The following is a 25455-nucleotide window of genomic DNA, read 5'->3' on the forward strand; positions in this document are numbered from 1 at the left end:
ACGCGCTGGCCGGGTGGTCGGCGGCCCTGTCGGCGGGTCTCTGCGGGCGTGCCGACGCGGGGCGCCGGCGGCCCCTGTCAGATGGCGATCGGCGTGGCCGGCACGGCTTGGCGGCCGGTCTGCGGCCGACGGCGGGGGTCGCTTCCGTGGTATGGATGGCAAGCCGGAGCTGTCCGTCGCTACGGTGTGCCGGCAGGCGTGCCGGTGGGTGTGTCGGCTGGTGTGCCGGTTGAGGCGCTGGCCGGGTGGCCCGCGGGCCTGTCGGTGGATCTCTGGGGCCTGCCGACGCGGGGCGCCGGCGGCGCCGTCGGATGGCAATCGGCGCGGCCGGCACGGCGTGGCGGCCGGTCTGCGGCCGACGGCGGGGCTCGCTTGCGGGCGTGGATGGCAAGCCGGAGCTGTCCGTCGCGACGGTGTGCCGGTTGCTGTGCCGGCGGCCGTATCGGTGGGTGTATCGGCTGGTGTTCCGGTTGCTGTGCCGGCCGGCTGGCCGTCCGGCCTGCCGGTGGCCGCCTTGATTGCTGTTGCTAGGGCGACGTGCCGGTCATGCGCCGGCCGCACGGATGTAACTGCTGCGCATGGGGTGTGCCGGCAGGAATGCCGGTGGGTGTGCCGGCCGGAATGCCGGCGGCTATGCCGGCCGGTGTGCTGCCGCAGTCGTGCCGACCGACGCATAAGCAGGCTTGGCGGTGCGTGCGCCCCGCGTCGGTAGATGGGCCCAGCAGCGCTCCGGTTGGTGTGTCGGTAGCCGCGCCGGCCGGGTCCCGGGCGGGTGCGCCGGTTTGTGTGCCGGTGGGTGTGCCGGTGACCATGCCGGCCGCTGTGCCGGTTGGTGGGCCGGCCTGCGTGTCGGTCGGCCGCAGTACCGGCGTGTCTTCGTTTATCCCGATCCGACCGGTGAGATTGTGGGTACATGACTGTCGACCGTGAGGCGCTGACTCGCGTCGTTGCGATCGCCAACGGCAAGGGTGGCGTCGGCAAGACCAGCCTGGCGACCACCCTTGCGGGGCTTGCAGCCGCTGGCGGCTACAACATTCTCCTCGTCGACCTCGACCCCCAGGGCAACGTGGGCGAGGACCTGGGCTACACCGGCGCCGGAGGCAGCGACGAGGGCGCCGGACTTGTCACCGCATTGGCAGCCCGGACCCCCTTGACCGTCACGCTCGCGCAGGCACGGCGCGGCATAGACGTCATCTGCGGGGGAGAGCGACTCGACGACCTCTCCGGACTCCTGCTGGCCCGGCACCGCCAAGGCAGCCGAGTCGCCGACATCCTGGCCGAGCCGCTATCGCAACTACTCGCAACCACCGACTACGACCTCGTCGTCATCGACTGCCCGCCCGGCGAGCCGAATCTGCAGCTACTTGCCCTCGGCGCGGCTCGCTGGCTCATCGTGCCCACGCGCGGTGACGCCGCCAGCCTGAAAGGCATGACCCGCATTGCGCAGCGCCTCGTCGAAGCCCGCGCCAACAATCCAGACATCGAACTGCTCGGCGTGGTCCTGTTCGACATCGCGAGTTCTGCAACCCGCGTCAAGCGCGAGATCTCCGCTGAGATCACCAGAGCGCTCGGGGGAGTAGCACCGCTGTTCGAGCACACCATCCGGCACAGCATCGCCGCCACCGACTCCCGCCGCCGTGGACTGCTGATCCACGAGCACGCCAGCTCCCTCGAAGGCGAACCGTTCTGGAGGGCACTCAAAGAGGGCCGCCAACCGAGCAACCCCGGCTCCGCACCTGCCCTCGCTGCCGACTACGCCGGCCTCGTCCACGAGATTCTCACCCGGATCAGTGCTCTGGAGGCCCAACAAGATCCGGCACTCGCATGACCGCCGTCGAACCACGCCCCATGGCAACCCCCGACCTCGCCGGCCTGCTGAGCAAGCGACCCAAACCGCAAAATCGGTCGTCCACACCGTCGACCTTGGCGCCCGAAGAAGCCGCTACAAACCCGCTCACGGAACAGCCGGCGGTCCAGCAGCCTGCAGCCCAACCAACGCCGAACACGGCTGAGCCAGAAGCCCGCCCACCGCGCACTGCACCCAAGACCGCCGTGCGGCGACGTCCCTCTCGGACCGTCACGGGCGAGGTCGCCTCCCTGGCCGCTCCCGAACCGGTCGAACCTGACGACATCGAGAGCCCGACCACCACCTCGCGGTCCTACCGGCGGCCACTGACGTTCCAACTGCCACGGTCAGTGCACCGAGCGCTTCGCGAGTACACCGAGAGCCGCGAGACCACGCAAACTGCGGTGTTGTTCATGGCCGTGAACGCCACGCACAAGGAAGTCAGGGAAGCGCTGCGCGCTGAGGACGCCGTCGCCGACGGCGAACTGTTCAAGATTCCGCAGACGCCAAAGGCCGAGCCAACCACCGAGGTCAAGGTCCGAGTCACCGACGCCCAACTCGACGCCCTCAACCAACTAGCCAGGGAGCTCGGCACCAATCGGTCAAGGGTCGTCACGGAAGCGGTCAGGATCTACCTCGGCCAGTAGCCGCGGCGCAACCTCCACTACGCCAATCAGCTCGACCGCCTGTGCGAGTGCGTATGCGCGCTGTCCGCACCGTCCGTCGGCTGTGCCCAGCTGTGCCAGTCCCAACCCGTCACCAGCAGTCGTCCGTACCGCTGACGGCGCGCGGGGGTCATCGATGGGCAGCTGGTCGGGGAGCGCGTGGCTTGACCAGCGCCATCAGCTGCGCCCGAAGCGCTCAATGCCTGCGCATACACGGTCGCCTGCGCCTGCACTCCCCTCGGCGACGGGTGTCGGCGACAAACTCCGCGACCAGCCATGCGCGGTACCGGCAGACACAGGACCCACCGGCTTCAGCGTCTCCGGCGTGTCAGCACCAGTTCGGCCGCCGACCACGGCACCGTGATCACAGAACTGCCCCCGCGGAGTCGGAAGCTCCCGGGGGCACGGACCGCTCCTACTGTCATAGGAACCGCCATGACCACAGTACCCAGCAGCAACCCCGACACTCAGCCGTCGCTGTTCGGCGCGTCGTCGACACTCCCAGCCCCACCCACCCGGCGCCAGCGTGAGCTGCTCGACATCGCCAACGCCATCGAGCTGGAAGACGCCCACGAAGCCGGCGCCGTCGGCTACGCCGCCCGACTGTGGGCGCAACTATCCCTGCCCTACAAAGAACCCGGCCCCGACACCCGACTGTGGATCCGCCGCAACGGCACCCTCACTCTACGAGTCATCCCCGGCATGACCGGCCGCAAAGGCTCCGAAACCGTCGGCTACCCCTACGGCGTCCTACCCCGCTACATCCTCACCTGGATGAGCACCGAAGCCGTCCGCACCCAATCACCAGTCCTGCAGCTCGGCACCAGCCTGCGCAACTTCATGAGCCAACTCGGACTCAAACCCACCGGCGGCAAAACCGGCACCATCGGCCGCCTCAACGAACAGATGCGCCGCCTGCTCAGCAGCTCCATGGCCGTCGAAGACACCCGCCACACCGACCACCGCTGGAGCGTCGCCGGCGGCCACTTCAGCGTCGCCACCTCCTACCAACTCTGGTACGACGCCGACGACCACAGCGGACGAAACCCGCTCTGGGGCTCGACCATCACCCTGTCCGACGCCTTCTACAACTCCATCATCAGCTCACCCGTCCCCGTCGACACCCGAGCCCTCACCGCCCTCGCCGGATCACCACTCAAGATCGACCTCCTGGTCTGGCTGTCCCACCGGCTCAGCTACACACGCAAACAACAACTGATCCCCTGGGAGCTGCTCGCCCAACAGTTCGGCACCGAATACGGACGCCTCCGCGACTTCAAGGCCATCATCCAGCGCCAACTCGCCGACGTCCTCACCGTGTACCCAGGCGCCAACGTTCAGGTCGCCGAGGGGGGACTTTTGCTCGCACCCTCAAGGCCGGCGATCAGCTCACGCTGAGCCGGTCTCTCGTACCCCGAAAGCCCCGCACGCGGACGCTGGACCCCACGTGTCGTGCGCATGTCATGGTCAATCAACGGCAGGGCTTCTCCAGCTGTTCGGCGACGGCACAACCACCGAACGTAGCTCCGCGCCGAACCCGCGGACCACTCCTGTAGCCGATCGAGACAATCGGCCGGGACCGCAACAAAGGGCCACCCAGGCCACCTTCCAGCAGCCGCCACAGGTACGGACCAGGTGATTGCCGGTCGCAGCACTGCCTGAGCTGCCGCAGCGCGACCACACCTTCGGCAGGCGACACAAGAGTCCGCGCGGCCGGGCGACAAGGCGGCCGGTAAGGACTTAGGGGCACGTCGCGTCGATGAGGGCCAGAATGTTGCCCCACTGCGTAACCATGCGAGCGACGGCGCCGCGAACGCCTGCCGGTAGCGCCGCGCCTCCCGCCCTGAGGCCGAGACAGAGGAGCGGCGCTCCCCAAGGGTACGACCCAAGACGACAGCACCGAACGGTGCAGCACCCACTCCTGAGCGAGACCAACCAGTGCCGCCCGCAGTCACTTGCAGTCAGGCGCTACGGGTCATAGCATGTGCTATGCCCCGTAGCACATAGACGCACAAGGCCAGGACGACACGAGGCGGCGTCGGCCCCCAAGCGAACCGCGTTGTCATTTGGCACCCAGGGTGGCCCCTGCGGTCCAACACGTGCACCGCATCGGATATGTCGAGACGGCCACCGAAGCTGTAACGCCTTCGGCGCTGCACGAGAGCAATGTTCCTACCGACCGGGCTTGTTCGAATCGAGGCTCCACCAATGAGCCGTCCTGGCAAGCGACGCACGAGGCTTGTTATAGCCCTATCCGTGTGCTGTCTTCTCACAGCAAATTGCCAGGACGACAGCGGGACCGCCCATACCGGGAAACCGGGAACGTCCGGCGTCGTGACCACCCCGCCCCCCAACAGCACCACGAGGAGGACGCCGTGATGGATCTCGTGTGGATCTACCTGATCTTTCGCTACCGGCGGGGCATCACCTGGATTTTCGCCTGGATGTTCGCGTTTTGGGCGCCGGCCCTCATCCCGATCCCCGTCATCGGCTGGGCCGCTCCGCCGCTGCTGTATTGGGCCGCCATCTCCTCCCGCCGGCGACACCTCCAGCAGCCACCTCGCAGCCATAAAATGGCGTCCCCGACGCAGCGAGCATGGACCGCCGCTATGGCCGAGCTGAAAGCCGGACGCCTCCAACAGCCGTGATGAGGAAGAAGGCCGTCCACCCGGAAGTCGAACGGCGCGGAGCCGTACACAACGGTTGCCGCCCGTCCACCACCGCCGGCGCGACACTCAAGCGGGGCCGACGACTCGTCCGGTGATCAGCGAGCAGGCACGGAGCTGTGCCTGAAGACGACAGTGGCCGCGGGCCTCGGGCAAGGAGTCCCCAGGACCGGCGGCGGCTGGCGCGTTCAATGCGGGGACCGTCAGCGATCTCTCGGCCTGTGGCCGCTCGCAGCGGCCAGAAGTGGGGCCCCGGGGCATGTACCGCACCAACGTCACCTACAAGCGCATCCCCGGACGAGATGTTCCGCGGCGCGCCGGACGCCGGCCGGCCTCGGCGATCGAGACCTAGGGCTCGCTTTGCACTGTGGCGTCAGCCGTTGTCGCCTTCGGCCTCGACGGGGGCCGGCTGCAGCGCGTCGAGGTTCAGCGCCCTGCCGGTCCGTTCCGCCCAGGCGGTGAGGTCGCCGAGCGCCCACACGCTGCCCATCTCCAGGACGGCAAGGGGCGCGGGAAAGGTGGGCTTCTGGGCAAGCTGCGACACCCGCTGACGGCTCACGCCGATAAGGCGGGCGAGTTCGGCAGGTCCGAGCAATCTGTCCACATCGAACAGGGTAGGCATCTGTACAGGCTAGGGCGTGCCTAGGCAGATGACAACTAGCCATGTGTAGATTGACGATTGACTACTAGGCGTATGACAAGTACGCTTGAACTATCGGCAGGGCGGGCGGTCCGCCTCGATAGAGGGAGTGAGTCATGGCTGATCAGCTGGAGAAGTGGACGGACGGGTCGGCGTCGTTCGTGTCGGCGCGGAAGCACGCCTGGCACCGGTTGGGCACGGTCCTGCCGGACGAGTTCGACGCGGCGCAGGCGATGGAGTACGCCAAGCTCGGCGGCTGGCGGGTCCGCAAGGAGGCCCTGCAGACCACCGTCCTAACCAGCGACGGGGTGACCACGCTCGACGTGCCGGAGCAGTTCGCCACGGTGCGGACCAATCCGGTGAACGGGCAGCCGGAGGTGCTGGGCGTCGTCGGTCGCGGGTACACCCCAATCCAGAACGAGGAACACGCCGCCCTGCTCGATGCGCTGGTGGACGAGTCCGGCGCGCACTTCGAGACGGCCGGATCGCTGCGCGGCGGCCGGGGCGTGTTCCTGACCATGAAGCTGCCGACCACCATGCAGATCGGGGGAGTGGACCCGCTCGACGTCTACCTGATCGCGCTCAACAGCCACGACGGCACCAGTGCGTTCCGGCTCCTGGTGTCCCCGGTGCGGGTGGTGTGCGCCAACACCCAGGCGATGGCAATCCGCCGGGCACAGTCGACGTTCTCGATCCGGCACACCTCCGGCGCTTCCGGCCAGATCGAGCAGGCCCGGCAGGCGCTGGGGCTGACGTTCAAGTACGCCGAGACGTTCCAGGCCGAGGCAGACGCGATGATCGCGCAGGCGATGACCGATGCCGAGTTCCGCGAGCTGATCGACGCGGTGTGGACCGTGGAGCAGCCGACTGGGACGGCCAAGCCGTCCAAGCGGGCGCAGACCATCGCCAGCAACCGGCGGACCGCGCTGCTGAACCTGTGGAAGTCCTCGCCCACCGCCGAGGCGATCCGGGGCACGAAGTGGGCCGCCTACCAGGCGATCACCGAGTACACCGACCACGTCGCGCCGGTCAGCGACAAGCGCAACCCGGGCGCGGCCCGCGCCGAACGGGCCATCACGTCCGCGAACGTCGCCGCCGTCAAGACGCGAGCGTTCGAGCTCATCGCGACGAACTGACCGACCGGTCACGTGGTGGGCCGGGGGATCGCACCCCCCCGGCCCACCGGGTCGCCCCACCCCACACAGCCATGCGTCAAGGAGAGCAACACCCATGATGCCCACCCACCACCCGGACCCGCACCCCGCACCCGGCCGGGCCGTGGACGGACCGACGGCCGAGATGGTCGGACCCGTCCGGTACCACGGATCGCTGACCGAGCACCACGGCGCGGCCCTGTGCCTGGGGTACTGCCCGTGCCCGGACTGCCGCGCATTCGCTGCGGCCTCCGATGCCTACCACCGCACCGCGTTCGCCGGGGACGGCCTGGGCGACGAGCGCTTCACGCTCCAACTCCCCGAGGGCGGTGTCCTGTCCCACGTCCGCGCCGACAGCTTCACCCCGTGCGCCCAGCACGTCCGTCCGGCCACGCCTCGACGGCCGCCTCGCGCCCCTCCAACTCCTGAACGATCCGAGAGGACTTCACCATGACCGCACTGCTGAACCATCCCGTCGCCGCCGACACCGGCAGCGCCGACGCCAACCAGGTCGACCACGAGCAGGCCAACCACCAGCACGCCGCGCCGGCCGGCACCGTCGTGGTCGAGCTGACCGCCGATCAGGTCGCCCAGCATCCCGACAACCTGCGCGACGCCGGGCGCGGCATCCGCGAGCTGACCGCGTCCATCGCCGAGGTCGGCGTCCTGGTCCCGCTGATCGTCGTGCCCGTCCAGGCCGTGCCCGGCTACGAGTTCGGCCCCGCCGTCACGCACCTGGCCGTGGACGGCAACCGCCGCCAGGCCGCCGCCCGCGCCGCCGGACTGCCGCTGCCGTGCATCGTCCGGCCCGACGTGGCCAGCGCCCGCGACACTGCGCTCACCATGGCCGTCACCGGCCTGGCCCGCGACGGACTGACCGCCCGCGAGGAAGCCGGAGCCGTCCAGACGATGCTCGAGCTGGGCATCGACGCCGCCGCGATCGGCCGCGCCACCGGCCGCAGCCGCAAGCACATCGCCGCCGCCCGCAAGGCCGCCAGCCTCACCGACGAGGTCACCGCCGCCGTGGCCGACTACCCGATGACCCTGGCCGAGCTGGCCGCCCTGGCCGATTGGCAGCACGACCCCGAGGCCACCGCCGTCCTGCTGGAGGCGATCCCACGCGGCCAGCTCGACCACACCCTGGCCCGGCTGACCCTGGCCCAGCGCGAACGGAAGCTGCACGCCAAGACCGCCCGCGAGCTGACCGCCCACGGCGTCACCGTCACCGACACCGAACCCAGCTACTACGGCGACGGCCCCCGAGTGCTGACCCGGCTCCGCGCCGCCGACGCGCCCAGCGGACAGGCGCTGACCCCGGACGAGCACGCCCAGTGCCCCGGCCACGTCGCCCACGTCGAGGTCACCATCTACGAGGCCGACCCTGACGAGGGCACCGACGAGGACACCGAGGTCAGCATCACTTACGGGTGCACCGACCCCACCGCGCACGGCCACCTCGACCTGTGGGAGCGGCCCAGCATCCGCACCGTGCACCTGCCCGACGAGGACGTGCCCGCCGACGAGGACGAGCAGGCCCGCGCCGACCGGCTCGCCCGCGCCGAACAGGCCCGCGCTGAGGCGCAGGCCCGCGCCGAGCAGGAAGCCCGCGACGCCCGCCGCGAGCTGATCCGGCTCAACAAGGAAGCCGACGCCGCGCAGACCGTCCGCCGCGAGTTCCTGCGGTCCTGCCTGACCGCCAAGCCGCGCCACAAGGCGATGACCGGCTACGCGCTGCGCCAGTTGCTGGCCCGGGATCGCACCGTCACCGACTGGTTCAACGACCACCCGTGGCCCACCGGTGAGCCCGCAGTCCTGGCCGAGTTCCTGGGCGAGGACCCGGTCACCACCGCGACCAACGCCCCGGCCACCCGGCAGCCGATCATGCTGTGGGCCTACGTCGTGGCCGCGCACGAGAAGGCCATGCCCCGCGACGCCCACCGCGACCACAACCCCGGCCGCGCCGACTACCTGCGCCACCTGATAGACCTCGACTACGTCCCGGCCGACGTCGAGCGCCGCATCATCGCCAACGTCTACCCGCCGACCCCGCTCATCGAGCGCAACCCGAACGAGCCCGACGACCAGACCGACGCCGAGCCAGCCGACGCGGAGCCGGTCGTCGCCGAGCCGCCCGTCGCGGAGCCGGTCGACTCCGCGCCTGACGACCAGGCCGACGCCGAGCCCAAGCGGGTCGCCGTCGACGGTGCCGAGCCGGGGACCCCGGCCGTGTCGATGCCGGGGGAGGTGATGCCCGCAGCCTGACGACCCATCGACCGGAGGGGCAGCGTTGACCGCGAACGCTGCCCCTCCCTGCTGTATGCGGTCAGCTCACAGGTCGAACAGCGGCCAGGTGTCGGCCGCCGAGGGCAGCGCCGGCAGCGCCGGCACGCTCAGCGCCGGCGCCGCGACCGCAGCGCCGGCCGCCGGCGCCGGCGGCTCCACGTCGAACAGCGGCAGCAACTCCCGCCACGGGTCACCATCGGCGATGACCGACGCCAGTACCGCCGCGAGCGCGTCCGGGGAGCGGTCCATCGACGCGGCCAGCGCCGCCTGGATCGCCCGAGACGCGCCGACCTTGCCCCGCACATCGGTCCGGCCCGGCCGGGGACCGACCGCCCGGCCGCGCCGCACCGCGTCGCGCATGTTCTCGCTCTGCGTCCCGATCCGCACGTGCCCGGCGTCGGTTCGGCAGCACAGCCGGACCTCGCAGTCGTGCAGGATCGTCGCCCCGGCCGGGATCACGCCGAACCGCAGTCGCGCCGCCACTTGATGCGGAGTCAGCATCCGTGGCCCGTCGTCCTTGGTGTTCACCGCGACCCGGCCGTAGCCGTCCGAGCCGACCGCGCCCATCCAGATGTGGCACGTCCCGGTGGGCAGCACGTGCCGCCACCACCGCGCTACGTCCATCTGCGACAGCTGGACCGGCCGCCCCTGCGACTTGCTCACCGCCCCGTCCCGCCGCTCACGCCGCACCGTCCAGGTCGCCGCCGGATTCGACCGGAGCGGCCGGAGCCGCCGGGCCGCGCAGCAGCCGCCGCACGTCCGCGGCGGGCAGGGTGACCAGCTCCGCGATCTGCGCGACGGTCAGCCCCTCACCCTTGAGCGCAGCCACGCCCGTGCCGATCCGCGCATCGGCCGCCGCGACCGCCTCCCGCTCGGCTTGTTCGGCGTCCGCGATCGCCCGCTGCGCCGCCTCGACCGCCAGCGCCCGCCGCGCCGCCGCCGCCGTCTTGGCGTCCAGCTCCGCGAACACGTCAGCGGCCGCGTCCTCGATCCGCTGATCCCGCGCCGCCCGCTCCGCGTGCAGCGCCGCCATCCGCTCCTGCGCCCGAGCCCGCGCCGCCACCGCCGCGTTCGCCACCTTGCCCATCGCGCACCCTCTCCCGATCGCCAGCGCCAACCGTCGCCCAGTCCACACCCGACCACCGACAGTCCCCAGCCGCCAGCCAGCACGCTACCGGCCCGACCAACGCCGGACACACCTCATGCACTTTGGTCACGACGCGGTTACGACCGCTAAGCTGCTGGTCGTGATGGGTCTGCACAAGCTGACCGCCGGGGACGGGTACACGTACCTGATCCGGCAGGTCGCGGCGTCGGACTCCACCGAGCGCGGCTACAACTCGCTGGGCGACTACTACGCCGCCAAGGGCGAGTCGCCGGGCACCTGGATCGGTCGCGGCATCGACGCCCTGGGCACCTCCGGGGCGGTCACCGAGTCGCAGATGCGGAACCTGTTCGGACTGGGCATCCACCCCGACGCCCACGACATCGTGGTCGCGCAGACCGCGGCCGGCGCCTCGGCTGCGGCCGCGCAGGCCGCGACCAAGCTGGGCTCGGCGTACCGGGTCGTCGAGGGCGACGCCGAGTGGCGGGCTGGCCTGACCGAGCGGTACCAGGCGTGGAACCTTGTGCGCGATCGGCCGGAGAACGCGCCGGTGCCGCCGGAGGAGCGGACCCGGATCCGCACCGAGCTGGCCACCGAACTGTTCACCAAGCGGCACGGCCGGCCGCCGGCGCACACCGGCGAACTGACCGGCTTCCTGGCCCAAGCATCCCGCCCGGAGTCGGCGTCGGTGGCCGGGTTCGACCTGACGTTCTCCCCGGTCAAGTCGGTCTCCTCGCTGTGGGCCGTGGCGGAACGCCCGGTCGCCGAGCAGATCGAAGCCGCGCACCGGGCGGCGGTGCTCAAGACCATCGAGTTCCTGGAACGCGATGCCGCCTACACCCGGATGGGCACGCACGGGGTGCGGCAGGTGGAGATCCGTGGCCTGGTCGCTGCGATGTTCACCCACCGCGACTCGCGGGCCGGCGACCCAGACCTGCACACCCACGTCGCGGTCTCGAACAAGGTGCAGACCCGAGACGGCCGGTGGCTGGCCCTGGACGGGCGGATGCTCTACCGGTACAACGTCGCCGCGAGCGAGTTCTACAACTCCCAGCTCGAGGCCGAGGTCACCGCCCGCATCGGCGGCCGCTTCGCCGCCACCGAGCGCGGCGACGGCAAGCGGCCGGTGCGCGAACTGGTCGGCGTCGACGAGCGGCTGAACACCCATTGGTCCAGCCGGCGGCAGGCCATCGAGACGGTGACCGGTGACCTGGCCGCTCAGTTCGTCGCCCGGCAGGGTCGGGTGCCGACCGCGGTCGAGACGCTGCGGCTGGCGCAGCAGGCCACCCTGGCGACCCGGCAGGCCAAGCACGAGCCGCGGTCGCTGAACGAGCAACGTCAGGTGTGGCGGGCCCAGGCGGTGCGGGTTCTCGGCGGTGAGGCGCCGTTGGCGGCGATGCTGCGCGACGTCCGCACCACCGTCGCGGCCGAGCCGATCACACCCGCACTGGTCGATGAGCTCGCCGCCGAGACCGTCTCGGTGGTCAGCACGGCGCGGGCCCGCTGGTATGAGACCAACCTGCTCGCTGAGGCGATCCGGCAGGTCCGCGCGGCCGGTGTCGACCCGGCTCAGGTCAACGAGCTCGCTCAGCAGGTCACCCGGCGGGCGGTGTCACCGGATCACTGCGTGCCGATCGGCGCGGACACCGACGTCGCCCCGGACGCTCAGGTGCCGGCGGCGCTGCGCCGCTCGGACGGGACGTCGGTGTACCGGGTGGCCAAGGGCCAGCGGTACACGTCGCCGGCGGTGCTGGACGCCGAACGTCGGCTGGTGCAGGCCGCCGGCCGCACCGACGGCCGGCGGATCACCGCGGCCGATGTGCAGGTGGCGATGCTGGAGTGGTCCGCCAACCGCGAGGGCCGCGTTCTGAACCACGGTCAGGCCGCCATGGTCAACGAGGTCGCCACCAGCGGCCGCCGGGTGCACCTGGCGTTGGCGCCCGCGGGCACCGGCAAGACGACCGTGATGGGGGTGCTGGCCCGCGCCTGGCAGGGCAGCGGCGGCCACGTCGTGGGCCTGGCGCCGCAGGCCTCCGCGGCCGAGGAGCTGCACGCCGCGCTGCACCAGGTGGAGACCGACACCCTGGACAAGCTGGTCCACGAGATCAGCCAGACGCATGAGGACGCGCACCCGGACTGGATCCGGGAGATCGGCCCGAACTCGCTGGTGATCGTCGACGAGGCCGGCCTGGCGACCACGACCAAGCTGGACGCTGCGGTCGGGTTCGTGCTGCATCGGGGAGGGCGGGTGCTGCTCGTCGGGGACGATCGGCAACGCGCCGCCGCCGGCGCCGGGGGAGTCCTGCGCGACATCGACGCCGCGCACGGGTCCTCGACCCTGGTCGAGGTCATGCGGTTCGCCGATCCCACCGAGGGCCACGCGACGCTGGCCCTCCGGGCGGGGGAGACCAGCACGGTCGGCTTCTACACCGACCGGAACCGGCTGCACGCGGTCAACGCCGACACCGGCATCGACGCCGTCTACCGGGCCTGGGCCGCCGACACCGCCGCCGGCGCCGACTCGGTGATGATGGCCCCGACCCTGGAGCAGGTGGCCCAGCTCAACGCCAGGGCCCGCGCCGACCGGCTCACGGCACAGGCTCTCGACGGGACGCCGGTGGGTCGAGAACTGACGCTGGCCAACGGCGAGACGGTGTCCGCCGGCGACGTGGTGGTCACCAAGCAGAACGCCCGGTCGCTGGCCCTAGGCGGCACCGACTTCGTGCAGAACAACCACCGCTGGACGGTCCAAGCCGTCCGGGCGGACGGGTCGCTGGACGTGCGAATGATCGGCGGCACCGAGCGCGAGGTGCACCTGCCCGCCTGGTACCTGGGGCAGGGCAACGTCAGGCTCGGCTACGCCCACACCCTGGCCTCCTGCCAGGGCATCACCGTCGGTTCTGCTGGCCCCGGCGGGCGGCGCGGCACCGCCCACGCGCTGCTGACCCCGGAGATGACCCGCAACGAGGCGTACGTCGCGCTGTCCCGGGCGGTCAGCGAGAACCACGCCTACCTGCAGGTCGGCGGCGGCACCGACCCGCACCAGGTCGTCACCCCCGAAGCGGTGCAACCGGAGACGCTGGCCGAACAGCTGACCCAGATCCTGGGTCGGGACGGTTCGGCCAAGTCCGCGACCACCGAGATCCGCGAGGCGCTGGACCCGCACCTGCTGCTCGGGCACGCCTCCGACGCCTACGCCGACGCCATCGTGGCCGGCGCCGAATCCCTGCTCGGCCCGCAGCGGCTGCAGGAGACCACCGCCGCCGCCGAGCAGACCGTGCCCGGGGTCACCTCGGCGCCGGCCTGGCCCACCCTGCTCGGCCACCTGGCCGTCCTCGCCGTCAGCGGCCACGACCCGATCCAGCAGCTGTGGTCGGCCGCCGCCCGCCGCGAGCTGGACTCCGCCCTCGACATCGCCGCGGTGCTCGACTATCGGCTCGACCCCAGCGGCAACCACTCCGAGGGCCGGGGTCCGCTGCCGTGGCTGCCGGCCGTGCCCAGCGCGCTGCGGGCGCTGCCGGAATGGGACCCCTACCTGACCGCGTGGAGCAACCGGGTCGCCGACCACGCCGGCGCCGTCCGCGACGACGCCCGCGACTGGACGCTCGACACCGCCCCGGCGTGGGCGGTGCCGTACCTGTACGACCGGCAGTTGGTCGTCGACCTCGCCGTCTGGCGAGCCTCCCAGTCCGTCCCGGCCGACGAGATCCGCCCAGCGGGCGAACGGCCGCAGCGGGTCGCCCTGCGCAGTCACCACCGCACGCTCACCGAGCGGTGCGAGCGGGTCGCCGGCAACGCCCGCGACGGCGCCGACCGCTGGTCCGCCGTGCTCGCCGCCCGCAGCATCGACCTGACCGAGGACGACTTCTGGCCCGTGCTGGCCGGCCGGCTCAACCTGGCCGACTCCGCCGGCCTGCCCGTCGCGGCGCTGCTGGACTCCGCAGCCGCCGCCGGGCCGCTGCCCAGCGAAGGCCCAGCCTCCGCGCTGTGGTGGCGCCTGCACCCGCACCTGGGCGCGGCCACCTCACCGGTGCACCCCGACGTCCACAGGGTCCGCCCGGCCTGGACCGACCGGCTCGTCGAAACCCTGGGGGAGCAGGTCGTCGACCGGATCACCCGCGACCGGCTCTGGCCGGTCCTGGTCGGCCGCGTCGACACCGCCGCCGAAGCCGGCGCCCACCCCGACCGGCTCGTCACCGACGCCGCCGCCCTGCTCGCACCGCACCTGGGCGACGTCCCCGAGCATGCCTGGGCCACCGCGCTGCTGTGGCACATCGGCACCCTGGCCGACCCCGAGCCCGTCCAGCCCGGCGTCGATGCGGTGCCGCCGGACCCGGCCGACGCCGACCGCACCCCACCGGCCGACCTGTACCTCGACGCCCCGGAACCGGACCCACGCACAGCCACCACCGACCTGCCCGGCGACCCGACGGCCGCGGCACCGCCGGCACCGGAAGCACCGGCCGAGCCCGAGGCGGCCCCGCCGGACCCGCAGGCCCCGCCCGCCGTGGTGGTGCTGCCGGCCGCGGAGCAGGCCGCGGCGCTGACCCGGGCCCGCGCCGCCGTCGCCGCAGCATGGGACTACTACCGCGAGCTCACCCCGCGATCGTGGGTGCCCGCCTACGTCACCAGCCGCGGCCTGGACCCGGCCGGGTTCGGGTACGCCCCGTCCGGCTGGACCCGCACCCTGGAGCACCTGCGCGCCGCCGGGTTCACCGACGACGAGCTGCTGGCCGCCGGCCTGGCCCGACCGACCAGCCGCGGCACCCTCATCGACCCGTTCCGCAACCGGCTGATGCTGCCCATCCATGACGCCGACGGGCAGGTCGTCGCCTTCGTGGGCCGGGCGCACCCGCGGAAGGTCGACGAGCGCACCCCGAAGTACCTCAACAGCGCCACCACCGACCTGTTCAGCAAGACCGACCTGCCCTACGGACTGACTCCCGACACCATCGACAAGCTGCGCCTGGGCGCCAGTCTGGCCATCGTCGAGGGGCCGATGGACGTCCTGGCCGTGAACGCCGCGGCACGGCACGCCGCCCGGAAGCTGGTGGCCGTCGCCCCGCTGGGCACCGCGCTGACCGCGGCCCAGCTGGCCACCCTGGACCGGATCGCCCCGCTGGCCGACCGCAGGGTCGTCGTCGCGCTGGACAACGACCCGGCCGGTTCCCGGGCCGCGGCCGCCGCCCACGACTTGCTGCTCGCGGCCGGGGTCACTGTCCCGCGCATCCCGAACCTGCCCGCCGGCCAGGACCCCGCCGACGTCCTGGCCACCGCCGGCGTCGACGCCCTGGCCACCGCGATCGGTCAACGCCGACCCCTGGCCGATCTCGTCGTCGACCAGGTCCTGACCGCCGCACCGCGATCTGGTGACCACAGCGCCGAGGGGCGCCTATGGGCGCTGAATAAGGCCGCACGAGTCGTCGGCCGCATGCCGTCCGAGCAGCGCGCCCGCCAAGCCGTCCGGGCCGCCCGTGCACTGGACCTGGACGCCTTCCGCGTCCTGGACACCATCCAGTCGCACGTCCCCTATGACCCCAAGCCGCAGGGGCCGCTTGGACTGCCCAAGCCGCCCCGCTCGATGCGGCAGCGGGCACAACTGCTGGCCGACAACGCGACACGCATCAACGCCATCGGCGCGAACCGCGACGCGACGCAGGCGGCCCGCCGTCGGCGCTTCGTCGTCGACGGCCGCGACGAGGACCGCAGCGCCGAGGTGGACCGCGGCGCCGACGCCGACTGGTAGGCCGCTTGGTGCGTCCCCGATGGCGGTCTGGTCAGCTCGCCGTCGGGTCGGCCGGCAGTGCGTCGACCGCTCGCCGCAGCGCTGAGAACCGCTCGTGCGTCAAGTGACCGGACCAGCGCAGCTCCGCGAGCGCCGCGTACCGGTCGCCTTTGGTGGGCCAGTGGTGCCACGTCCGTCCCGCGCGTCTGGCTCCGCCCGCCGAGACGGCCGGGCACTCACTGCCGCCCGGGCCTGTCAGGTCACCAGCACTCACCGAGCTGTCCTCCCGACACGTCCAGCCAACCGATCAGGCGCAGCGGTGATGCTGGCACGCCCTCGCGGTGGTCAGCAGCGGTCGAGACCTGGAACGACCCGGCTGAACAAGGCGGCCACTCGACGCGGCGGCCTGCGGCCGTCGTAGCGACAACCACGTCACCCGGTCGACGCGCCGCCGACCCCGGCTACGTCGCGACGCCGGCCCGGTAGTCGAAGCGCATAACGGCCCGGCTCGGGCTGTCGGCGACGGCGCCGTGGCGCTGGTAGTAGGCGGCCACCGCCTCGTTGGCCGGGTTGAACAGCACCACTGCGCCCGTGCGCTGCCACTCCTCCTGCAGCGCGCGCAGCAGCCGGCTGCCCTCACCGGCCCGGGCCCGGACGAACGCCGACATGACGAACACCGGCGCCCCGGAGCCTGCGGCCAGCTCGCGCTGCCGGGCAGACAACGACCGGACCTCGGGGCTGCGCGCCAGACGGGTCAGGCGAACGCCCAGCTCGAGCAGCAGCGGCGCGGTCACGATCACCAGCGCCCCGACGGCCGCCCAGCTCGCCGACAACGGACCCAGCAACGCCACCGTCAGGGGGAGCGCGACGGCCACCACGACGGCCAGCTGGGCAAGCAGCAGCGCCACCGCCGTCAGCACCACCGGTCGGCTCATCCGCGGCGACGTGCCGTCGGTCAGTGTCATCGACGCCCCGTCCAGCCGGCGCAGACGCCCCCAGTTCAGCGCGACGATCATGGTCTCGAACGGCCACAGCCACGCCGCGATCAGCGCACCGGTCCACGAGTGCGCTCCGCGGTTGAGCAGGTTGAACGACCGAGCTCGTCGCCAGCCGATCCGGGCCGCCTCGATCGGGCCGGCGCCGCGGGCGGCGGTCAGCGGTTCACGCAGCGAGTCCTGCGCCGTCACGTCCGCGCCGGCTCCGCCGGCGCTGGCGCGGGGGCTGGGGCCGGTTCGGCGGGCAGGACCGGCGCGGTGGTCGGCAGCACCTCGATGCGTCGCTGCGGTTCGCCGATGTCGGCCATGGTCACGCTCCAGTCGTCGGGGAGGGGGGAGGTGGGGGAGTGATCAGGACGGGGACGACGCCGCGGCGGCCGCGGCGCCGCTCGCCGGAGGTCAGGCGTTCCGGTGTCCAGTCTCGCCGGTCGCTCAGGCCCGGGTGCGCGCCCCGGGCGGCTCCGAGCGGGGTCGGTGCGCTCGATGGGGCCAGGGCCAGCATGAAGCGCTCGACGCCCAGCAGCAGCGCCCACGCGGCCAGCAACACCGCGATGCCCGCGGCCGGGATCGACTGGCCCACCAGCGCGGATGCGGCGGTGCCGGCGGCCAGGAGGGCGCTGGCTGGCCGCCACAGGCGGAGCGCCGGACGGCGGGGAGTTATCAGCAGTGGGGGACTGGCTCCCGTGGCCAGCAGCGCGATCATGTGCGTCGGGGACTCGCACAGCATCACCACCACGGCCAAGACCAGCAGTACCGCGGCCAGCTGCGCCATCACGACCGCCGCCGACACCGCAGCGGCCCCGGCGGTCACCGCGCACAGGACGGCGGTCAGCACCGCCACCGCAGCCGCCCACAGTCCGGCTCGGCGAGCTCCCGGCAGGCGCGGGCGGGTCACGCTGGACCACCACGAGCGGGCAGCCCGCGCGAACGCCGCCGACCGCGGCCGCCGCGCCGGGACGAGCTCCGGGTAGGCGGCCAGCATCCGGTCCAGGTCGGTGTGGACCCGCACGCCAGGCAGGTGCTGCCGCAGCAGCCCGGCCTGCTCCGTCGGCAGGCCATGGCGGCCCGTCGCGGTCCAGACGTCGACAACACGGGCGGCCTGAGAGCGCCAGCCCTTGGCGCCCTCGACGGTCTGGCCTTCCAGGGCGACCACCGCCACCAGGCGGCGAGCCGACCAGTACTGCAGGCGCAGATCCCGCAGGTCCCGCAGCGAGTAGATGCCGCACGTGCAGCCGTCCGCCGGCGCCGCGTGACCGCGGCCGCATCGGGCGATGCACGTCCCGCGAGCCCAGTCCGCCCCGGTGAACGACAGCGGCAGCAGGTAGCCGTTGGCCGACACCCGGAACGTCCGCAACGCGAACAGGCCGACGACCGGCTCCGGCCCTCCTCCCAGCGACGTCACGGCCGCCTCCGTCTCTCCACTGGGGCCGGCGTCCGCGCCGGCTCCCCGCTCGACGGTGCCAAACCGCCGGCCGCGCAGCAAGGCGGTCGATTGGTCATGCCGCGGTGCTCACCTCGACGACGAGTACCTCGCCCGGCGCGAACCTCGCCCGGCCCGTCTCGCCGGCGAACAGCACCGACACCACACCGCCACCCGCACCCTCCAAGCGGACCGAGGCAACCATTACCGGCCGGCCCTCCCGAACCACCCGCTGACCGATCCGGAGACTGCCCGCCGGCAGCTGCTGCGTACGCATGCCGTTGGTCTACCGCCGACGACCGACAACGGGCCGACCTGCGACTATCCATCGACCGCGGCTCGGGCGGTGGTGAGCGGACCCGACGATGCCAGCAGCGATCGCCGCACGGCATCGCCAGCGCCGAGCACCGGCCGACCAGTCTGCTGGCACGGTCGGTGGCACGGCATCGGTGGGCCTGCGGGGTGTGGGCTTGCGGGTCGGGCAGGATGCATGGGTGCTGACCGGTGACACTGCAGAGCTACGGAAGGCGCGGGGGGCCTACTTCACTCCGTCGGCGGTCGCGCGCTTCATCTCGGCTTGGGCCATCCGCAGTGCCAACGATGCGGTGCTGGAGCCGTCATGCGGCGAAGCAGTGTTCCTGCATGAAGCTGGCAGGGATGGTCGCCACAAGGGCGCCCTCGTGGGGGTCGAACTCCACGACAGCTCCGCGGCCCAGGCCGAGCAGACACTGCGCGCTGAGGGCATCGACGCGGACATCCACGTCGGTGACTTCTTCCACCACTCGCAGTTCGGCGTCTACGACGCAGTCATCGGTAACCCTCCCTATGTCCGCTACCAAGACTTCTCGGGTGAGTCTCGAGTCCGCGCTCGCCAAGCCGCCTTCCGTGCCGGGGTGTCCCTTACCAACCTCGCCTCGTCCTGGGCAGCGTTCACGGTCCACTCCGCGCTTCATCTGCGAGCCGGTGGGCGCCTCGGGTTGGTGCTTCCTGCCGAGCTGCTCACGGTCAACTACGCCGCCGGGGTCCGGCAGTTCCTCATGGACCACTTCAACGACGTCGGCCTCGTGCTGTTCGAGGAACGCGTGTTCCCCGGCGTGCTTGAAGAGGTCGTACTGCTGCTAGCCGATGGATACGACCCGAGGGGCATCGCCGGCACCGACCACATGACCATGTGGCAGGTCCGGGACGCCGCCGGCCTGATCGATTTGGCTGAGTCGCGGCGCTGGACCCCACCGAGCAAGTCGGCCAAGTGGTCCGCGGGCCTCATGTCCGCGAGCGGGCTGGCTGCCTACGACCACGCGCTGACCGGGCAGGGCTTCACCGTCCTGGAAACCTGGGGCGACACCACACTCGGCATGGTCACCGGCAACAACAACTTCTTCACCCTCGCGCCCGCCAAGGCGCGCGAGCTGCGCCTACAGCCGACGGACCTTCTGCGGCTCTCACCGCCCGGATCACGGCACCTGCGGGCACTCACCCTGACCGATGCCGCCCTGGACGCCCTCGGAGACGCCGGACAGGCCAGCTTGCTGTTCCGGCCAGCCGACGAGCCCTCCAAGGCCGCCTGGCGCTACATCAAGTCCGGCGAGCTGCTGGACGTGCACCAGGCGTACAAGTGCCGGGTCCGGTCCCCGTGGTGGCGGGTGCCGTATCTGCGCCCTGCGGACCTGTTCCTGACCTACATGAACGCCGACACCCCCCGCCTGGCCAGCAACCGCGCGCGGGCGCATCACCTGAACTCCGTCCACGGCGTGTACTTGCGCGACGATCTCCGCACGGACGGTCTCAGCCTGCTCCCGCTGGCCTCCTTGAACTCGGTCACGCTGCTCGGCGCGGAAACCGTCGGGCGTGCGTACGGCGGCGGCATGCTGAAGATCGAGCCGCGCGAAGCGGACCTGCTGCCGGTGCCCTCGCCGGCCCACGTCCGAGCGCACCGCGACGCACTCAATCGAGTGCGCCCGACCGCGGTCGCACACGTCCGTGCCGGCCGCCTGCTCGAGGCCGTCGCCTTGGTGGACGACGTGCTCCTGACCCGCGGGCTCGGTATGGCTGCCGCCCATCTGGCTGCGATTCGCAATGATCATGCCGACCTCACGGCCCGGCGCGTCGCTCGGGGGAAGGACAGCGCCCGTGGGGTCTGAGCCGACCGGCAAACAGCTGGCGTGGCCGCTGTTCGACGCCATCGTCGACCGGGCTTCCTTGAAGACGGTCAACCCCTGGAAGGCTGTCGGTGCCGGCTCGGAGCCCGTCTTCGAGCCCGATTACAAGACTCTCCGCCAGCTGCTGGGAGTGCCCCTTCACCTAGAGTCGACCACGAGGTCAGGGATTCCGGCGCTCGCGGTCGACGTCTGGGTGGCCTACGAGCTGCGCCGCGCCGGACTCGACCCCGACGCGGTCTGGCCACGTGCAGAAGCCCCCCGAGTGATCGACAGGGACGTCCTCAAGTTCGTCCGGTCTACGCCCAAGAAGCTTCAGACGGAACTGCGATCGAGACTCCGCACGAGCACCGCGGGCGGCGTCGCCACCGCCTCCGCGAACATCATGGGCAAGAACTACCTCAAGCAGGTCGACGTCATCATGACCTCGTGGCAGACCGGCCCAGAGCTGCTCATCTCCACCAAGCGCATGGACTCCTCGTTCGGCAAGAACGCCGCCAACCGCGTCGAGGAGTCATACGGCGACGCCAAGAACCTCGCACTACGACACCCGCTGGCAGCAATCGGCTTCGTATACGCCCTCCGATCCACCGCGTACACCCAGGAGCGCACGCAGTTCGACTGGCTCATCGACCTGCTCACCAAGCTCGGCCGCGAGGAAGACGCCTACGACGCCTGCGCACTCATCGTCCCCGAATGGGAGGGCGCCGGCCCGATCGGCGATGGAAGCCCTGAAGAGGCTCCGATCGACCCCGACGACGTCGAAGTCGAAGACGCCGAAGCAGAGGTTGTCGATGACCTTGACGAGCAGTTGGCCGCGCTGCCCCCGGTTCAACTCCGGCACGATCTTGTGCCCGCTGAGCTCAATCCGGGTCGCTTCTTTGGCCTCATGATGGCCTTGGTGCTCGACAACTCAACAGTTGCTCATCACGGAGAAGCCAGGTGGCGGCGAGGGAACCCGCGAACGGCGTAGCCGACGTCAGCAAGTAAGCAGTTGTTGCCGTTCTTGCCGCGGACGAGACGACTGTTTACCGAACTTCCGGAACGACTCGCTGACCGATCAATGCTCGCCCGCTGGCAACTGCCGCATTCGCTTCTCGCCGACCACATACATTTCACCACTTCGGTCAAACACTCTCGAACGGGAGCTCGGCGGAAGCGAAGCCCCGTCTACAGCGAAAGCCCATTCGGCCAATGGGCCCGGTGGCTCTTAGAAATGTTTCGCAGGTTACTTCGGACTTGTTTGAGTGTGATCGTTGAGGGTACGTCGTCGTCGTGGCTGCCAGGATTGAGCTGCGTGTTGAAACTGCGCCACTGGCCTTTTTCAGCGTTGTCGAGCGCGTAACCATTAACCAGCGGAACTAACTTGCCAAGCACGGACGCTTCGGCATGTACGTCGGCGACACTGGTGGGATATCCGTCGTTGGTACGCCCGGTAGCGATGACCTGCTTGGCCAGCCGCTCGGCGGCTGAGCGCAGGCTGGTGCAGGCGGCGCGGCGGCTGCGGGCAGTGGGGGAGTGCAGGTTGTCCTCAGCTTCGAGCAGTAGCTGACTGAAAGTGTCTGCCGTCGGGGTCACCTCGGTGCCGGAGGTGGCGTCGAGCAAGGTGAGGTCATAGCCCGACAGGCCCCGCCAGTCGTGGATGGCGCGGGCGTGCTGCACCAGCTTGCCGTCGAAAGTGCAGAGCACGACTTGGATGCCGTCGTCAAGAAGCTGTCCCAAGGTGTTTTCAACGAAGGTCGACCGGTGGTCGGCGTCGCTGCCTGGGATAGGGTCATCGAGCACCACAATCGGTGAGCTGAGCAGCTGAGTGCGGGCCAGGAAGATCGACAAACCTAGGGCGTTGAGTTGGGAGTCGCTATACACCCCGAGCGCTTCACGTTCGACCGGGTGGCTGGCAGCATCCGCCCGCAGCGCCGCAACGAGGTTAACAAATAGTGCGCCGCCAGCGCGCCGCTTCACTCCGCCAAAATCGACAAGCTCCTCCGGTCGGATGGTGCGCCACCAAGCGGTGATGGTGTCGCTCATTTGCTCGAAGCGGATGTCGAGCACTTTGCCGGCTGCCTCGCGCAACCCTCTTTCGGCAGCGGACATGCGCTGGATCGTGCGTTGCCGCGCGGATCCGACGACAAGATCAGTGACCAGCTCGCCGCGTCGTAACAGCAGCTCGCTTAGGTCTGACAGTCCCGGCAACGCGCCACGTTCGCGGATGGCGGCGGCGACGGCCGACCGCAGTCGGGCGGAGATTTCGTCGTAGGCGGCACTGACCTGCCTGAGAGTACTGAGGGCATCCTGATCCGTGAGGAGTCCGGTCACCTTCGCGCAATCAGCAGGTTCGGTGGGCTTGCTCGGCTCGGTAGATCTATCGGGCTCCGCCGGCTCCTGGTCGATGGGGGGCAGCGGCTCGCGTGAGGAAACCGCGCCTAGAGCGGCTATCAAAGCGTGGCGGGCGGTATCAATGGCGTCGTTGGCTTGCTCGGCGGCAGATGCCACTCGTGTGGCGGCGTCGCGGGCGTCTGTGACTAGGTCGGCGTCCAGGCCGAGCTCGGTAAGGCGGTCGGTCGCTGCTGCAAGGGCACGCTCATCCCACGCGGCTACGGCCGGTACCGCTCCACGAGTCGCGGCGGCGACCTGATCGAGTTCGCTGGTTGCGCTGGTCAGGACTCGTGTGGCTGCCTTCGCGGCGTCATCGATGGCTCGGGTCTCGAGGAGGTGTTGTCGCAGTTGCCGGACGCGGTCGGCGTTCAATGCGTGCGCCGTCCCGCAGAGTGGGCAATCGAGTGGGTCGACCAGCCCGGCGAAGCTGTCGATGGACAGCAGAGCGTCGATGACCGGGGCCAATCGGGCGGCGCGTGCGTCGGCCGCGGCAAGCGCCGCGGCGTAACCGGACAGGTCAGGTGGCGCCGGCAGACGGTCCGGCGCTGGGGCGGCATCGAACGGGGCCAGGGGGAAAGACCGCTCGCGGTGCTCGTCGCGGGCGCGGTCAATAGCGGTCTGAAGCGCGTCGAGATCGTCGAAGACAGAGATAAATTCGCTAGTCGGCCCGTCTACCGGAACCGACGTCGCGGTGTCGGAATCGCGAAGAATCATCACGCCGGTATTAAGGATCAGGCGCTCGACGAGCGTCGTGGCGTCGACAACGGTCATCGGACGCGTCGTGGCGGTACGTAGCTGTGCGATCAGAGCGGCGAACGGTTGGCCACTCAGAGCGGTCACCGCGCTCAGTGCCGCGCCGACCTGCTCGGATTCGAGGCGGGAGCGAAGAGCCTTGACGCGTTCGCGTAGTTGGTCGAGGTCGGTCAGCTCGAGTAGTGCCTTGAAGTAGCCAACGCGTTGCTTGGGCTCGGTGGACAAGACGTGGCGCAGGATGTGCTGCAACAGCACCGGTGCGCGCACGGGTCCCTCGGCCAGTGCGATACCTACAGCGGACAGGTCGGCAACCTCAACCCCGTCAACCAGCAGGCGGCTGACACATTCGGTGCCCCGTCCGAAGTCAGACAGCAGCTGGCGCCGCACTCGCCGTAACGCGCCGGACGGGTCGCGCACTACCGCCTCGACATAGACCTCGTCGTCGCCTTCGGGCAGGTGCGCGTTGCGCAGGCTGCCGTCATATTCCGCCTTCGCCCCACCCAGCAACTCCCGGCGACTGCTGCGCCCGCTGATCAAGAACTCGATGGCCTCGGCCAGACTAGTCTTGCCCTGGCTGTTGCCCGCGTGCAGCACGATCAGCGGCTCATCGGTTTGCAGCGTGCGCGCCTCGACGCCGAATGCGCGAAAGCCACGTAGCTCCAGCGAAACAAGGCGCGTTCGAGCGCCGGCCCCAGTCACTGCTCCGGCAGCGGTCTCAGTCACGATGGCGGAAGACACCGCTGCGTCGACGGGATGGTCACTGCTCGCGCCAGCGCGTTACGACGACATTGAGCTGCTCGTCGACCTCGTCCAACGTGCCGGCGGTCTGGACGGCCCGAGCCAGCTCGCAGGCGTCCCGTCGGGCGGCGGTGTCGTCGTTGAGTTGCTGCAGCAGCGCGTCGAGATTAGGCAACAGGTCGCTCACAGGCCGGATGCTACCGACCATCTACGGGTGTGACGGATGCCGATAACGTGCGTTCCGTCAAGCGAGGCGGAATGTCCGGTTCAGTGGGTCCTCCCCGGCCATGGGTACAGCGGTCCGGGACGCTCGGTTTCGGGGTTGCGGTACGGCCGGTTGTTCTCGTCCCACAGGATCGCCTCGGGTTGGTGCTCATGGCTGCCGCCGGCGTGGCTCACCGCGGCCAGAACCAGGGCGAGGGTGTCGCGGTCCAGGCCCGGCAGGTTGTCGTTGAGCAGGCCGTCGTCCGCCCCGAAGGACGCGGCCAGGGCGAGGATGCGCCGCTCGCCGCCGGACCAGGGTCCGCCGGCCGTGACCGCCTCGCTCAACTCCTCGAAGTCGATCCAGGCCCGACCGGAGTCCTCGACGTGCACCCAGGGGTTGCCGGGCGCGGCGAAGCGGCCGCCGCAGGCGCGGATCAGCAGCTCGGTGGCCGCCTCGAGCGGGTACAGGCCGCGGGCCCAGTCCCGGAGCGCGTCGGAGTGTGCCGCGGTGAAGGCCTCCGAGGTCGTCATGACCTGAGCTTAGGGTCTGGGTCCGACAGTGACCTCGAGATCACTGGTCGGCGACGTCGCCCGGCTCAAGGTCGGTGCCCGGCCGTGCCTGGGGTCCCGATCGGCCCGCACGGCTCCGTCCGCGGATGTGTCGCCCGCGAGCAGCTGGTTTTACCGCTGCGTGAGGTGCTGGGTGACCTCGGCCGCTTCGGAGCGGAG

General features: G+C 70.9%; 18 protein-coding genes. 9 read left to right on the plus strand and 9 right to left on the minus strand.

The window, feature by feature from the left end; translation table 11 throughout:
• Nucleotides 1-913 precede the first annotated feature (913 nt).
• From IEY37_RS15630 to IEY37_RS15645, 4 genes are all read left to right on the plus strand, one after another.
• Nucleotides 914-1828 carry a ParA family protein gene (locus tag IEY37_RS15630; protein WP_188943213.1) on the plus strand — a complete coding sequence of 305 codons (915 nt, stop codon included), beginning with the start codon at nucleotides 914-916 and terminating at the stop codon, nucleotides 1826-1828.
• Nucleotides 1825-2493 carry a ribbon-helix-helix protein, CopG family gene (locus IEY37_RS15635; RefSeq protein WP_188943215.1) on the plus strand — a complete coding sequence of 223 codons (669 nt, stop codon included), beginning with the start codon at nucleotides 1825-1827 and terminating at the stop codon, nucleotides 2491-2493. The genes IEY37_RS15630 and IEY37_RS15635 overlap by 4 nt, the downstream gene beginning before the upstream one ends.
• A gap of 453 nt (nucleotides 2494-2946) precedes the next feature.
• Nucleotides 2947-3909 carry a replication protein RepA gene (locus IEY37_RS15640; protein ID WP_188943217.1) on the plus strand — a complete coding sequence of 321 codons (963 nt, stop codon included), beginning with the start codon at nucleotides 2947-2949 and terminating at the stop codon, nucleotides 3907-3909.
• A 977-nt stretch (nucleotides 3910-4886) separates the two neighbouring features.
• Entirely contained in the window at nucleotides 4887-5159 is a 273-nt protein-coding gene (locus IEY37_RS15645) for a hypothetical protein (protein WP_188943219.1), read from the plus strand.
• A gap of 391 nt (nucleotides 5160-5550) precedes the next feature.
• Here the strand turns inward: IEY37_RS15645 and IEY37_RS15650 are convergent, their stop codons facing one another.
• Nucleotides 5551-5799 carry a helix-turn-helix transcriptional regulator gene (locus IEY37_RS15650; RefSeq protein WP_229674496.1) on the minus strand — a complete coding sequence of 83 codons (249 nt, stop codon included), beginning with the start codon at nucleotides 5797-5799 and terminating at the stop codon, nucleotides 5551-5553.
• Nucleotides 5800-5933: 134 nt separating this feature from the next.
• Here IEY37_RS15650 and IEY37_RS15655 point away from each other — a divergent pair, with 134 nt between their 5' ends.
• Together IEY37_RS15655 and IEY37_RS15660 are read left to right on the plus strand one after the other, a co-directional pair.
• The gene (locus tag IEY37_RS15655) at nucleotides 5934-6953 is read left to right on the plus strand and encodes a DUF932 domain-containing protein (protein ID WP_188943221.1); all 1020 of its coding nucleotides are present in this window, start codon (nucleotides 5934-5936) and stop codon (nucleotides 6951-6953) included.
• Between the two features lie 468 nt (nucleotides 6954-7421).
• Nucleotides 7422-9233 (plus strand): ParB N-terminal domain-containing protein, encoded by a 1812-nt coding sequence (locus IEY37_RS15660; protein WP_188943222.1) that lies wholly within the window; start codon nucleotides 7422-7424, stop codon nucleotides 9231-9233.
• 66 nt (nucleotides 9234-9299) lie between these two features.
• Here the strand turns inward: IEY37_RS15660 and IEY37_RS15665 are convergent, their stop codons facing one another.
• The gene (locus IEY37_RS15665) at nucleotides 9300-9917 is read right to left on the minus strand and encodes an HNH endonuclease family protein (protein WP_188943224.1); all 618 of its coding nucleotides are present in this window, start codon (nucleotides 9915-9917) and stop codon (nucleotides 9300-9302) included.
• A gap of 16 nt (nucleotides 9918-9933) precedes the next feature.
• Nucleotides 9934-10341, minus strand: coding sequence for a hypothetical protein (locus IEY37_RS15670; RefSeq protein ID WP_188943226.1), 408 nt, complete (start codon nucleotides 10339-10341; stop codon nucleotides 9934-9936).
• 163 nt (nucleotides 10342-10504) lie between these two features.
• Between IEY37_RS15670 and mobF the strand changes: the two genes are divergently transcribed.
• Nucleotides 10505-16105 (plus strand): MobF family relaxase, encoded by a 5601-nt coding sequence (gene mobF / locus IEY37_RS22570; protein ID WP_268238024.1) that lies wholly within the window; start codon nucleotides 10505-10507, stop codon nucleotides 16103-16105.
• 440 nt (nucleotides 16106-16545) lie between these two features.
• Here mobF and IEY37_RS15680 read toward each other — a convergent pair whose 3' ends face one another.
• Genes IEY37_RS15680 through IEY37_RS15685 form a run of 3 tightly spaced genes read right to left on the minus strand, consistent with a single transcriptional unit; the run spans nucleotide 16546 to nucleotide 18481 of the window.
• Entirely contained in the window at nucleotides 16546-17271 is a 726-nt protein-coding gene (locus IEY37_RS15680; protein ID WP_188943230.1) for a hypothetical protein, read from the minus strand.
• Nucleotides 17268-17393, minus strand: a complete 126-nt coding sequence (locus tag IEY37_RS22575) for a hypothetical protein (protein WP_268238020.1) — start codon at nucleotides 17391-17393, stop codon at nucleotides 17268-17270. The genes IEY37_RS15680 and IEY37_RS22575 overlap by 4 nt, the downstream gene beginning before the upstream one ends.
• The gene (locus tag IEY37_RS15685) at nucleotides 17390-18481 is read right to left on the minus strand and encodes a hypothetical protein (RefSeq protein WP_188943232.1); all 1092 of its coding nucleotides are present in this window, start codon (nucleotides 18479-18481) and stop codon (nucleotides 17390-17392) included. Before IEY37_RS15685 ends, IEY37_RS22575 begins: the two co-directional genes overlap by 4 nt.
• Before the next feature lie 512 nt (nucleotides 18482-18993).
• Here IEY37_RS15685 and IEY37_RS15690 point away from each other — a divergent pair.
• Together IEY37_RS15690 and IEY37_RS15695 are read left to right on the plus strand one after the other, a co-directional pair.
• Nucleotides 18994-20640 (plus strand): N-6 DNA methylase, encoded by a 1647-nt coding sequence (locus IEY37_RS15690; RefSeq protein ID WP_373298368.1) that lies wholly within the window; start codon nucleotides 18994-18996, stop codon nucleotides 20638-20640.
• Entirely contained in the window at nucleotides 20630-21628 is a 999-nt protein-coding gene (locus IEY37_RS15695; protein ID WP_188943236.1) for a hypothetical protein, read from the plus strand. The genes IEY37_RS15690 and IEY37_RS15695 overlap by 11 nt, the downstream gene beginning before the upstream one ends.
• A 197-nt stretch (nucleotides 21629-21825) precedes the next feature.
• Here IEY37_RS15695 and IEY37_RS15700 read toward each other — a convergent pair whose 3' ends face one another.
• The 3 genes from IEY37_RS15700 to IEY37_RS15710 form a co-directional block, all read right to left on the minus strand.
• On the minus strand, nucleotides 21826-24522 hold the full coding sequence (locus IEY37_RS15700) for an AAA family ATPase (protein WP_188943238.1): 2697 nt from the start codon (nucleotides 24520-24522) through the stop codon (nucleotides 21826-21828).
• 19 nt (nucleotides 24523-24541) lie between these two features.
• Nucleotides 24542-24709: a hypothetical protein gene (locus IEY37_RS15705; protein ID WP_188943240.1), complete on the minus strand. Its 168-nt coding sequence runs from the start codon at nucleotides 24707-24709 to the stop codon at nucleotides 24542-24544.
• 80 nt (nucleotides 24710-24789) lie between these two features.
• Nucleotides 24790-25257, minus strand: a complete 468-nt coding sequence (locus IEY37_RS15710) for a hypothetical protein (protein WP_188943242.1) — start codon at nucleotides 25255-25257, stop codon at nucleotides 24790-24792.
• Nucleotides 25258-25455: the final 198 nt, after the last annotated feature.

It is taken from the genome of Nakamurella endophytica (genome assembly GCF_014646215.1).
In the GTDB taxonomy this organism is placed as follows: domain Bacteria; phylum Actinomycetota; class Actinomycetes; order Mycobacteriales; family Nakamurellaceae; genus Nakamurella; species Nakamurella endophytica.

What these genes read in the sequence shown, in the direction of transcription:
- IEY37_RS15630 (WP_188943213.1), top strand. Translation starts at nt 914, where the DNA reads ATGACTGTCGACCGTGAGGCGCTGACTCGCGTCGTTGCGATCGCCAAC.
- IEY37_RS15635 (WP_188943215.1), top strand. Translation starts at nt 1,825, where the DNA reads ATGACCGCCGTCGAACCACGCCCCATGGCAACCCCCGACCTCGCCGGC.
- IEY37_RS15640 (WP_188943217.1), top strand. Translation starts at nt 2,947, where the DNA reads ATGACCACAGTACCCAGCAGCAACCCCGACACTCAGCCGTCGCTGTTC.
- IEY37_RS15650 (WP_229674496.1), bottom strand. Translation starts at nt 5,799, where the DNA reads ATGCCTACCCTGTTCGATGTGGACAGATTGCTCGGACCTGCCGAACTC.
- IEY37_RS15655 (WP_188943221.1), top strand. Translation starts at nt 5,934, where the DNA reads ATGGCTGATCAGCTGGAGAAGTGGACGGACGGGTCGGCGTCGTTCGTG.
- IEY37_RS15660 (WP_188943222.1), top strand. Translation starts at nt 7,422, where the DNA reads ATGACCGCACTGCTGAACCATCCCGTCGCCGCCGACACCGGCAGCGCC.
- IEY37_RS15670 (WP_188943226.1), bottom strand. Translation starts at nt 10,341, where the DNA reads ATGGGCAAGGTGGCGAACGCGGCGGTGGCGGCGCGGGCTCGGGCGCAG.
- mobF (WP_268238024.1), top strand. Translation starts at nt 10,505, where the DNA reads ATGGGTCTGCACAAGCTGACCGCCGGGGACGGGTACACGTACCTGATC.
- IEY37_RS15710 (WP_188943242.1), bottom strand. Translation starts at nt 25,257, where the DNA reads ATGACGACCTCGGAGGCCTTCACCGCGGCACACTCCGACGCGCTCCGG.